Here is an 11,437-nt window from a genome sequence, read left to right on the forward strand (position 1 = left end):
GATCTGGATATTGTAGTATGATTTATTGACGATGACAAAACCCGCGGATGTCAGCACCAAACGCTTAATTAGCCTTGCACCCGACAACTGGTGAGATGGGTAACTCAAATTCCTGACATTACAGTTGGGGAAATTCTTAACTCGGAATTTCAATGGATAAGTAGGGAAAGTGATGTTTTAATCCGCGTTGAAAGTCCCCTAAATGGAGAATTTCTAGTTCTCACCGAATTACAATTACGCTATAACTCCAAAATGCCCCGCCGAATGCGCGCGTATGCTTCCTTAGCGGAAGAGAAGTATAATTTACCGATTTATCCTGTACTAATCAACATTCTAAAAGTAAGCGACACGCAAATTCCCACAACCTACACATCGAATGTTGCAGGTTTACAATCACGTCAAGATTATCGCGTCATTAATTTGTGGGAAGTTGATGTGAATATTGTTTTTGAACAACCTTTACCATTATTGCTTCCCTTTGTACCAATTCTCAAAGGTGGCGAGAATGAATCCATAATCCGGGAAGCATTGCAAATTTTGCGTAGAGATGAACAATTAAACCAACTAGAAACAGTTTTGCTACTTTTGTACTAGAGAGTGCCTTAGTTCAGGAAATCATGAGGTGGGATATGGCTGTGTTGCGCGAATCACCTTGGTATCATGAAATTTTACGCGAAGGAGAAGCTCTTGGGGAAGCCCGTGGGGAAATTCGTGGAGAAGTCTGTGGAATTCAGACGGGTCTTGAGACGTTATTAGAGATAAAATTTGGCAATCCTGGCTTGGAATTAATGCCAATTATCTATCAAATTAAAGATTTACAGCAATTGAAAGCAATTCAACAAGCCATCAAAACCGTAAATTCCGTTGAGGAATTGAGGCAGCTTTTATAGTATAATTACTTGGTTATCAAGGTAGCAAGTTGCAGCTTCCTTCTCAGCAAGATGAAGGTGGGCACAAGCAGAAATATCGAGCGTCTAGCTCGTTTTATAAACTGGACGGGCTAGAGAGCCACTCCAGCTAAGATTGAAAGTTATGGGCGTTGTAGTTTCTTCACTAATTCGACGGGGTAGTTTGCAGATAACGGTGGCAATTTCCCGTTCTAAGTTCTGTACACCCGTGCATCTGGGGTATTCCCGAACGATCTTTTAGATCGGTGCGATCGCCTTGCCAGTATATATAAAGTAGGCGTTGCAGAATATAAATATCAATTAGTGCGATGGCGTACCCGCCCGCCATCGCATTTTCCGCAATTCCCAATCCCTAATTAAATTTTTCTAATAATCATTCTCTATTTTGTGGCATAAATTTAGTGAATGCGGATGATATGTACATAGCAGCATTGATCACTAAAGATTGATTTATGAATAACTCCACCCATCAGCTAGACGATTTCGCTTTAACATTACCGATTCCCCAATTAGCTCGCATCACTGCCCAGAAATTTGCTAACCAACAGCCAAATGCGGAAAAAGCAGAGCAAGTTCGGCTGAATACGCTAGCTGTGTGGGTGGTGAATGACTACTTGGAAATGATGGATATTCCTACCAACCTCCAAGCTAGCGACAGCTGGAACCCCGTCATGCGGCTCTGTGGAAATGTCGCTGACTTAGAATTGCCCTCAGTTGGCCGTCTAGAGTGTCGCCCTGTCCATCAGCATCAAGAGATATGTTTCATTCCCCCAGAAACTTGGGAAGAACGGGTGGGTTATTTAGTAGTTCAATTTGATGAATCACTCCAAGAAGCAAGGCTGCTTGGTTTTATAGCTAGTGTCGCAACTGAAACACTGCCTTTAAAACAACTGCAACCATTGGAAGCGTTTATCGACCACTTGGGAGAATTGCGTCAATCTCCAGTTAGTTCACTCGTGAATTTGAGTCAATGGTTTACTGGTATATTTGAGGCAGGTTGGCAAACTATTGAATCTTTGTGGAACTTGCCGGAACTCAGACCAGTTTATGCCTTTCGTAGTACCGAAACTTTAGAACTCAATGCCCTCAATCAACCAGAATCAATTACTAAACGGGCAAAACTAATTGATTTAGGTATCCAAATCCTTAACCAACCCGTTATGTTGATTGTGGAAATCAGCCCAGAAAAAGATCGGCAAACCAGTATTCATCTGCAATTGCACGCCACTGGAAATCAAATCTACTTACCACCCGGAGTTCATCTCACCGTTCTAGATAGTTCGGGAGCAGTATTTCTAGATGCTCAATCGAGAAAATCAGACAACTACATTCAGTTACAGTTTCGCGGTGAACCTACAGAACAATTTAGTGTTAGGGTAGCCATTAATGATACTAGCATTACTGAGCATTTTCGGATTTAAAACATCCAGTTATTTTCCCTCTTTGTCGGTAATTTATTAAGTGCTAATTGGTTAATTAAAAATTAAAAATTCAAGCCAGTTTTGGGGATTTTGAAAAAAGTCTGCAAAAGCGTATGGAGCTTGTTATGAGACATTAGAACAGGGGATGATTTTGCACAGAGGGTATAGTGACGGTCATGGGTAAGTTAGTGGTTCTGAAATTCGGAGAAGGTAGTTTTGAGCAGGGGTTTGCTGTCACCCTCCAAATTGGTGAAGAACACGAGCGGGCGGCAACAGAAATCACGGGAAAACTACCTTCATTTCCCGAAATGCCTCTTTACTATAGTCATTGGCAGTCTAGTTATCGGCAGATAGGCAATCGTTATCGTCTCCATGCTGACAAAATGCAGGTGACGAATGTCTCAATGATTCAAGACTGCGAAAACACTTCCCATATCTTAAAGGCCCGCTTTAATACCTGGTTGCGAGCAGAAGAATTTCGCCCTTTAAGGGAAAAATGGTTAGAAAGATTGTCGTCCGAAGAAGAAGTACGAGTAATTTTGCAAACAGAAAATAGCCAATTGCAGCTATTGCCTTGGCATCTGTGGGAGTTGTTAGAACGCTACCCCAAGGCTGAAATTGCTCTTTCTTCTCCATCTTACGATCGCATTCACAAGCCACGCCCAAAAAATCCATTAGTCAATATTTTGGCAATTGTGGGCAATAGTCAGGGGATTGATACTGAGGCCGATCAAGCTTTACTCCAACAATGTGGTAACGCAGAAGTCTGCTTTTTGGTAGAACCACAACGTAAAGAATTAACCGAGCATCTTTGGGGCAAAAACTGGGATATTCTCTTCTTTGCTGGGCACAGTTCCAGTAACAAAAATGGAGAAAGTGGACGAATTTACCTGAATAAAACTGATAGTCTAACTATTGGCGAATTAAAATATGCTCTGAAGAAAGCTATTGAGAACGGATTGCAACTAGCTATCTTCAACTCCTGTGATGGATTAGGATTAGCGCGGGAATTGGCTGATTTGCAAATTCCTCAAATAATCGTCATGCGTGAACCAGTCCCAGATCAGGTTGCGAAGGAATTCTTAAAGTATTTTCTCCAAGGCTTTGCTGGTGGCGAGTCTTTATATCAAGCGGTACGCCAAGCACGGGAACGATTGCAAGGACTTGAGGATCGATTTCCCTGTGCAACTTGGCTACCAATGATTTGCCAAAATCCAGCGCAGATACCACCCACTTGGGATGAATTAAGGTCTACAACAAAACCTAAAGCTACATCGAATTTCGTTTTGTCTACAAAACGCAGATTAGCAACAACTTTGTTATCCAGTTTGGCGATTACAGGTTTGGTTTTTGGGGTGAGATGCGTAGGATGGCTAGAAAGTGTAGAAATTCCCGCCTTTGACCAGATAATGCGATCGCGCCCTGCGGAGCCACTAGATTCGCGTCTGCTGGTAATTGCAATTGATGATGACGATCTGGCAATTCAAAGACAGAATAATGAGTCCTTGATTGGAGCTTCCATTTCTGAAAAATCTCTTAACAAAGTATTGGCAAAACTGAATAAATATCAACCCCGCGCGATCGGCTTGGATATTTACCGTGATTTTCCAGCCAAACAACCAGATTTAATCACTCGTCTTCAAAAAACTCAGAATTTGGTTGGCGTATGTAAAGGAAGTGATAGCACAACAAACATCACTGGTATTAAGCCAGCACCAGAAATCCCCACAACAAATCTGGGATTCAGTGACTTTATTCACGATTCTGATGGAGTTATCCGTCGCCATCTCCTGTTCATGAACCAGGAGCCGACATCGTTGTGTCCTGCTACCTTTGCATTCAGTCTACAACTAGCCTCCTTGTATCTGCGTCCTTCAGGAATTCAACCAAAGTTCACCCCTGAAGGGAATTTGCAACTCGGTAAAACTATTTTTCCGAATCTGAAGTCTCGCACTGGTGGCTATCACGATATTGATGCTAATGGCGGTCAAATCTTACTTAACTACCGTTCTCCAAAACAGATAGTCCAACAGGTGAAACTAACCCAATTTTTAGCTAGTCCAATTAACCCCAGTGCTATTAAAGACAGAATTGTTTTGATTGGTGTGACAGCAAAAGGGGATTCGCCAGACACTTGGCCTACACCCTATGGCGCTCCTTTAGATGAGCAAATGCCAGGAGTGTTAGTACAAGCCCACATGATCAGCCAGATCCTCAGTGCTGTGCAAGATGGGCGGCCATTGCTGCGGGTTTGGTCGCTGTGGGCTGAGGTGGCCTGGATTTGGGTTTGGTCTTTGGTAGGAGGGGTTTTGGCTTGGCGAAAGTTTTCCTTCCCTTGGTTGGCATTGGCAGTTAGCATTACCTCTGGTGTTCTCTATATAGTTTGCTTTGGTTTTTTAATTTCGGGTGCATGGGTGCCATTTGTCCCGTCCATTTTGTCGCTAGTAGCTACGGTTAGCCTGCTGTCAATTTATAATTCAGCAACAAAAGTACAGGTAGAGAATGGGCAATAGGGAAAGATTTTTTTGATTAAATTTTTGGATAAGCAGCAGATAAATCTACCAGGCTTACATAGTTCAAGAAGGGTTTTTATGAAATCAAATTCACAACCGATAAAGCTGTTTTTAGTAGTAGCTTTTAGCTGTACCAATTTATTAGTTAGCCTAACTCCAGTACTGGCTAAACCAAACGTCGGTTCTTCAACTAGTGATGCCTACGGCGGTCTAAGCCTACGCTCTGAAGCTAAAACAAGCCATACTAAATCCACAACCTTTAATCAACCTGCAATTCCATCTGGTCCTCCTCCTGGAGGCCGCGTTCGTGGTGGAGCGAAGCGCAGCATACCGGGATGTCAAATTACTAAACATGACTTGACTGCTTTAGTGTCCTTTACTCAGGAAGCTAACTCAGTAATCAATGTCTGGGGAAAGACAACGCTAGAACACCCAAGTTGGTTTTTCTATGTACCATATACCAAAGATTTTCCTTATGCAGTTGAATTTGTGCTGCAAGATCAAGACTCTAACGAGATTTATAAAAAACTGATCGTTCTACCAGAGAAAGCAGGAGTCATCAGTGTGTCTCTACCTACCACTTCTCCTGGCTTGGCACTAAACAAACAATATCGCTGGTTTTTCACCATTAGCTGTGACCAGGAAAAGAATTCTCCCCCGACTTACGTAGAAGGGGTAATACAAAGAGTCGAACTCAATCCCGCCGTAGTCAAAGAGCTAGAAACGACAGAACTTTTAAAGCGCTATACTATCTATGCCCAAAATGGGATATGGTACGACGCACTTAGCACACTGGCTCAACTGCGCCAGAAAAATCCTAAAGATGCAAAATTACAAGCAGAGTGGCAGAATTTGTTAGGCAGCATCCATTTAGATGATATTGCAGCAGAACCGATTTTTTGGGAGCAACCTTAGACTAAGAAACACATTTCCTTCCAGAGCAACTAAGTAGTTAGTGTTGCTGAATGCAAGTATGAAGAGATGGAAGCTGTTTACGGACGCGCTCGCTTCTGTTATGCTGCACCAATTTCGGCTTCATGAAACAACAGTTTCTATTTCACATTCTGACGAAGACTTTGCTCCTGGAAGTAGTCGCGCCAGCTTTCGGATAAGGCTTCAAGTTGAGCCGCTTGGTGAAGTAACTCTGGATTGTTCTGCTCACGAGTATAAAGCTGAGTGTAAAGGTAAGCAGGCACAGAATTTCTGTGCTGATCTAGAGCACCATCGCTAAAGAATTGTTAACTACAGCTATTGCCAAACTGAACAAGTCTGTTCTGTAGGTTCTGGAGCAGTGGAATCTGCTATTAAGCTTCTTGGTACAAGGATTAAAATTTCTGGAGCGCAGTGGAAAGTTGACAACGTTAATTCAATACTTTCTGTTCGTTATGCTTACCTCAACGTAACACTTGCTATTTGATGTTTTCGCCAAAAAGGGATTCTTTCACTAACCCTTGCCTAAAAAGAAATATCGTGATTTTAAAATTCCTGAGTTGTGAGTTTCTTATAAGATAGAAGATTTATTTTCTGCTGCCTCAATAAAGGCCTCAAACTGTCCATCAGGTGTCCATTGAATAGCCCCATCGCGTCCCGTAAAAAATAGTTTCGTTTGGCTTTGATTTAGTTCAGATAAAACCTTTGGATCAAAGTTAACAGAAGAAGCGATCGCCACTTGTGGTTGCAGAGCAATAACTAAATCTTTTAATGACTGAGGGGAACACCACAGGACTTGTGGACGAGGCAAGCTCCCATTTTTGACTAATTGCTGTACCTCTTTTGACTTGACATTACCGACTAATAACCAATTCTGATCTAAAATTTGCAATTGTAAGATGGGTAATTGGGCGTTGATTAACTGCGCCACTATTGAACCCGTTTTGACAGCTTGACCAACTGCCATTGGTTGATAAAATCCCTGATGCTTTTGTAATTCCTGTTGAATTGCCTGAGTTGCAATAGAATTTTCTGGATTCGGGGAATATTCATAAAAATTTTTGATTGGTAAACGTTGCAATAATTCCAACCAAGCATTACTTTCATTGCCTTGAAAATCAGTTGCGATCGCCCAATTGATTTGATTTACACCCTGCTGTTGTAAAAACGGTAGGATTGTAAAACGTCCAGTCCCTTCATCGCCACTATTAATTACAGTTACAGTCCCTCTTTCTTGAACAACTATAATTGGTTCCGTACCAGATTCTAATACCGTTATCCTAAACAATGTATTTGTAGAATGCCAAAGAGGGATGAATACTAAACCAATCACAATCACATTAGCAACCCACCACCGTCGTTGCCACCAAGGAACTAGCCAAACCAGTATAATCAGTGCGTAAATCGCCAGAAGCTGCCAAATAGATATGCTGCCTACAGCAACAGAATTTCCTGGCAATTTGCTAAAAAATTCCACTAATTTAATTAGCCAGTCTGTCGGGTAATGTAACACCGCTGCGAGGAAGCTTCCTGCCTGAGTCCAAATTAAACCTACTAAAGCACTAATGATTCCACCTATACTAATGATTGAAATTAACGGAGTACTAACCACATTCAGCAACAAACTATAAGATGGTACAACCCCAAAGACGGAAAGTTGTACAGGTAAAGTCCAAAGAGTTGCAGCAAGGGGAACGGCAATCAAAGAAGCGATCGCAGGTGGTAACCATACTAGGCGGTTGACTAATGCGGGTACTGTTACGATTAAGCCCAGCGTTGCTAAAAAACTCAATTGAAAACCTAAATCCCAAATCCATAGAGGATTAAACACTAATAATAGAGTTGCTGCTAATAAAAGCGAACCCAACTGTTTTACCTTTCTTTTTAATAGCAGCCCAACTAATGCCGCAAAACCCATAATTACGGCTCTGAGAACCGCAGGTTGAAAACCAGTTAAACTCAGAAAAATGATTAGAGCCAAAAAACCAAGGGTAAATTGCGTTCCTTTTTTTGCCCCCCTTGTTAACTGTAAAATCACACTTAAAATCAAAGAAGTTTGGAACCCGGAAGCTGCTAAAGCATGAGCTAATCCTGCTTGCACAAATAAGTCGCGGATATCGTAGGGTAGATCAACAGCTTTGCTTCCCAACACCATTGCACTGACAAGAGGTCCTTCAGGAATACCTAGCCAACGAACTTGCGATCGCACAATTCGCTCCCGAATTTGCCACCATCCCCATTTACGCTCCTGATCCAAAACATTTATTTGTCGCCCAATCAAACCAGCAAATGTTCCTTCCTGCTTAAGAAACTTCTGAAAATCGAAACCACCAGGATTGGAAGCCGCCTTTGGTTTGTACAAAATTCCAGTCACAGCAATTTGTTGACTAGGGTATAACCCAGTCGCCTGAAGTATAGGCACTGTCACATACAATTTGCCCGTTACTCCTTTTGGGACACCTGCTGAACCTTTTTCGTTTTTGACCTCATCTATCTGAGTTGCTTCCAGCCAAAATTGTCCTCGCTGACTGCGAGTTAAGCGAGGATTACTCGCCACTTCTCCACGAACAATCACAAGTTGTTCTTGATTACTGCTATTTCCAGGTGGAACAAACTGACTAATATCTTTTGCACCTGGTTGCGGCACTCGCCATTGAAAATATAGAGTTGCCAATAATCCTACTAAGCCAGCAGCTAGCCATATTCGAGGATGGGGATTAGTTTGCCAGGTATTAGGCACTGCCTTATTTTTGCTTCCAGCCTTTTCTGCTTTTTGGGCAAGTTGTTGTGAACTAGTGCGTCTTCTAAAAAGAATTGCTCCCAGTATCCCCAGAACTAAAATCCACACACCACCCCAAGGAACTGCTGTAAACAGCAACCCAAAAATGTAGCCAAGACAAATAATTACACCACTGGTTTGAATCATAAGATTTTTTGTAAAAGCACCTGACACCCAGAATTCGCAGTTGACTTAAAAATAGCTAGTACTCTGTCAATAAATAATTGATGGATAAATTCCTTCTAGAGACGGCGATTTATCGCGTCTCTCTAACCGTCAAAATGAATTTGGCAGACCACTAGAGTAGCAATAGAGAAAATTTGGCGTTGCTGAATTTGGCAATGAAATTCAAAAATCAAATATTCCAAACTCTTATTATCTGCGGCTGGAGTACCTCCGCGTAAGCTTTTCATCTCTTTGATAGACATCTTTGAAAGATTTTGATGCTTGTGGTGAAGTATAGTCCATCAAGTTTATACGAACAAAGCCCGCCTGTGCGGGCCTTATCTTGTAGCCTTAATCTTCCGGATTCAAGATTTAACGGTATTTCTGACCTTTAGCAATAGCTACATGATTAAAGATATGCCTAGCTTATCAGAATGCAAAATCAAAGGTTTGCTAACCTGCGGAGGCAGATTTTGTCTGTGTAGCCGCGACTTCGACTTGCCCAACAGGTATGGCTGGTTTTAAATCTTTGAGCAACGGAAAACCCAATTTCTCCCTTTGCTCTACATATAAATGAGCAACCTTCCTAGCCAAATGCCGAATCCTGGCAATATAGCGAGTTCTCTCCGTCACCGAAATCACACCTCTAGCATCCAGTAGATTAAACGTGTGCGAACACTTCATTACATAATCCAAACTGGGTAACACCAAACCCTTCTTCGTTAACTGAGTAGCTTCCTGCTCATACAAACTAAACAGTGTCAGCAGCAATTCAGGATTAGACGCTTCAAAATTGTATGTACTCTGCTCAATCTCATTTTGCAGAAAAACATCACCATAAGTAATATTGTCCGTCCAGTGAATCTTAGTAATTGCCTCCACTTGCTGGAGATACATTGTCAGTCGCTCTAAACCATAAGTAATCTCAATCGACACAGGACGGCAATCGATTCCTCCACACTGTTGGAAATAGGTAAATTGAGTAATTTCCATCCCATCTAACCATACTTCCCACCCAGTGCCCCAAGCTCCCACCGTCGCATCTTCCCAGTTATCCTCTACAAACCGAATATCGTGGTCTTCAGGACGAATACCTAAAGCCCTTAACGAATCAAGATAAATCTCTTGAATATTATCTGGCGACGGCTTGATCAGAACTTGGTACTGATAATAGTGTTGGAAGCGATTGGGGTTTTCGCCGTACCGTCCATCTGTAGGACGACGACAAGGTTCAACGTAGGCAACAGCCCACGGTTCCGGTCCCAATGCTCTTAAAAATGTCTGCGGGTTCTTAGTACCAGCCCCCTTCTCAATATCGTAGGGCTGGGCGATGAGACAACCGCGCGTGCCCCAGAAGTGATGCAATAAACTTATTACCGATTGAAAATTCAAGCTTCCCCCTTTGTGACTGAAGACAATGCATAAACCATTGTTGCCTAGAAGCCGTGGGTGTGGGGAGTTTCAGGGGACAAAGAAACGGTCCAAAAGAATTTTGGAAAAATAGTTGACACAAGGAGAAGTGTTCGCTATATTGAATAAGTGCCTGAAGCGGAGAGCTTAAAAGCGACCTGCAAAAAGGGATACCGAACCTTGAAAATATTATAGTTTGAAAGCAATTATACAGCAAGTGTATTGCGTCAAGAAAATAAAGATAACTAAGCTGAAGTTAAAAAAGAGCAGCTAAATTGAGCTATAAAGCTTTCCAATTCAAAACGGAGAGTTTGATCCTGGCTCAGGATGAACGCTGGCGGTATGCTTAACACATGCAAGTCGAACGGTGTCTTCGGACACAGTGGCGGACGGGTGAGTAACGCGTGAGAATCTGGCTCTAGGTCTGGGACAACCACTGGAAACGGTGGCTAATACCGGATGTGCCGAGAGGTGAAAGGTTAACTGCCTAGAGATGAGCTCGCGTCTGATTAGCTAGTAGGTAGTGTAATGGACTACCTAGGCGACGATCAGTAGCTGGTCTGAGAGGACGATCAGCCACACTGGGACTGAGACACGGCCCAGACTCCTACGGGAGGCAGCAGTGGGGAATTTTCCGCAATGGGCGAAAGCCTGACGGAGCAATACCGCGTGAGGGAGGAAGGCTCTTGGGTCGTAAACCTCTTTTCTCAGGGAAGAACACAATGACGGTACCTGAGGAATAAGCATCGGCTAACTCCGTGCCAGCAGCCGCGGTAATACGGAGGATGCAAGCGTTATCCGGAATGATTGGGCGTAAAGCGTCCGCAGGTGGCAATGTAAGTCTGCTGTTAAAGAGTCTAGCTCAACTAGATACAAGCAGTGGAAACTACATAGCTAGAGTACGTTCGGGGCAGAGGGAATTCCTGGTGTAGCGGTGAAATGCGTAGAGATCAGGAAGAACACCGGTGGCGAAGGCGCTCTGCTAGGCCGTAACTGACACTGAGGGACGAAAGCTAGGGGAGCGAATGGGATTAGATACCCCAGTAGTCCTAGCCGTAAACGATGGATACTAGGCGTGGCTTGTATCGACCCGAGCCGTGCCGTAGCTAACGCGTTAAGTATCCCGCCTGGGGAGTACGCCGGCAACGGTGAAACTCAAAGGAATTGACGGGGGCCCGCACAAGCGGTGGAGTATGTGGTTTAATTCGATGCAACGCGAAGAACCTTACCAAGGCTTGACATGTCGCGAATCCTGGTGAAAGCCGGGAGTGCCTTCGGGAGCGCGAACACAGGTGGTGCATGGCTGTCGTC

Annotated in this window: 8 protein-coding genes, 1 rRNA gene and 2 pseudogenes (1 of these 11 only partly in view); 6 read left to right on the plus strand and 5 right to left on the minus strand. The window is 43.2% G+C overall.

Features of this window, described 5'->3' with window-relative positions:
- The first annotated feature begins 31 nt into the window (after positions 1-31).
- A pseudogene (locus tag NPUN_RS38665) lies at positions 32-890 on the plus strand (Rpn family recombination-promoting nuclease/putative transposase).
- A 163-nt stretch (positions 891-1,053) separates the two neighbouring features.
- Here NPUN_RS38665 and NPUN_RS40465 read toward each other — a convergent pair.
- Positions 1,054-1,236 carry a hypothetical protein gene (locus NPUN_RS40465; protein WP_148220267.1) on the minus strand — a complete coding sequence of 61 codons (183 nt, stop codon included), beginning with the start codon at positions 1,234-1,236 and terminating at the stop codon, positions 1,054-1,056.
- A gap of 124 nt (positions 1,237-1,360) precedes the next feature.
- Here NPUN_RS40465 and NPUN_RS08290 point away from each other — a divergent pair, with 124 nt between their 5' ends.
- The 3 genes from NPUN_RS08290 to NPUN_RS08300 all read left to right on the plus strand — a co-directional run bounded on the left by NPUN_RS08290 (position 1,361) and on the right by NPUN_RS08300 (position 5,757).
- The gene (locus tag NPUN_RS08290) at positions 1,361-2,329 is read left to right on the plus strand and encodes a DUF1822 family protein (RefSeq protein ID WP_012408336.1); all 969 of its coding nucleotides are present in this window, start codon (positions 1,361-1,363) and stop codon (positions 2,327-2,329) included.
- Between the two features lie 176 nt (positions 2,330-2,505).
- Complete coding sequence (locus NPUN_RS08295) at positions 2,506-4,842, plus strand: CHASE2 domain-containing protein (protein ID WP_012408337.1); 2,337 nt, start codon at positions 2,506-2,508, stop codon at positions 4,840-4,842.
- A 78-nt stretch (positions 4,843-4,920) separates the two neighbouring features.
- A complete protein-coding gene (locus tag NPUN_RS08300) occupies positions 4,921-5,757 on the plus strand; it encodes a DUF928 domain-containing protein (protein WP_012408338.1) in 837 nt (278 codons plus the stop codon).
- A gap of 137 nt (positions 5,758-5,894) precedes the next feature.
- Here NPUN_RS08300 and NPUN_RS38670 read toward each other — a convergent pair whose 3' ends face one another.
- Positions 5,895-6,038: a 3-alpha domain-containing protein gene (locus NPUN_RS38670; RefSeq protein ID WP_083782344.1), complete on the minus strand. Its 144-nt coding sequence runs from the start codon at positions 6,036-6,038 to the stop codon at positions 5,895-5,897.
- On the opposite strand from NPUN_RS38670, the pseudogene NPUN_RS40470 reads away from it, so the two are divergent.
- A pseudogene (locus tag NPUN_RS40470) lies at positions 6,020-6,259 on the plus strand (ISKra4 family transposase); the annotation flags it as partial. The gene NPUN_RS38670 and the pseudogene NPUN_RS40470 overlap by 19 nt on opposite strands.
- Before the next feature lie 84 nt (positions 6,260-6,343).
- On the opposite strand, the gene NPUN_RS08310 reads toward NPUN_RS40470, so the two are convergent.
- The 3 genes from NPUN_RS08310 to glyQ all read right to left on the minus strand — a co-directional run bounded on the left by NPUN_RS08310 (position 6,344) and on the right by glyQ (position 10,108).
- Positions 6,344-8,698, minus strand: a complete 2,355-nt coding sequence (locus tag NPUN_RS08310) for a ComEC/Rec2 family competence protein (protein ID WP_012408339.1) — start codon at positions 8,696-8,698, stop codon at positions 6,344-6,346.
- 122 nt (positions 8,699-8,820) lie between these two features.
- Positions 8,821-8,979 carry a hypothetical protein gene (locus NPUN_RS41655; RefSeq protein ID WP_167315589.1) on the minus strand — a complete coding sequence of 53 codons (159 nt, stop codon included), beginning with the start codon at positions 8,977-8,979 and terminating at the stop codon, positions 8,821-8,823.
- A 190-nt stretch (positions 8,980-9,169) separates the two neighbouring features.
- Positions 9,170-10,108, minus strand: a complete 939-nt coding sequence (glyQ, locus tag NPUN_RS08315; protein WP_012408340.1) for a glycine--tRNA ligase subunit alpha — start codon at positions 10,106-10,108, stop codon at positions 9,170-9,172.
- A 317-nt stretch (positions 10,109-10,425) separates the two neighbouring features.
- Between glyQ and NPUN_RS08320 the strand changes: the two genes are divergently transcribed.
- Positions 10,426-11,437, plus strand: a 16S ribosomal RNA gene (locus NPUN_RS08320) (it continues 477 nt past the right edge of the window).

The organism is Nostoc punctiforme PCC 73102, from assembly GCF_000020025.1.
GTDB lineage: Bacteria > Cyanobacteriota > Cyanobacteriia > Cyanobacteriales > Nostocaceae > Nostoc > Nostoc punctiforme.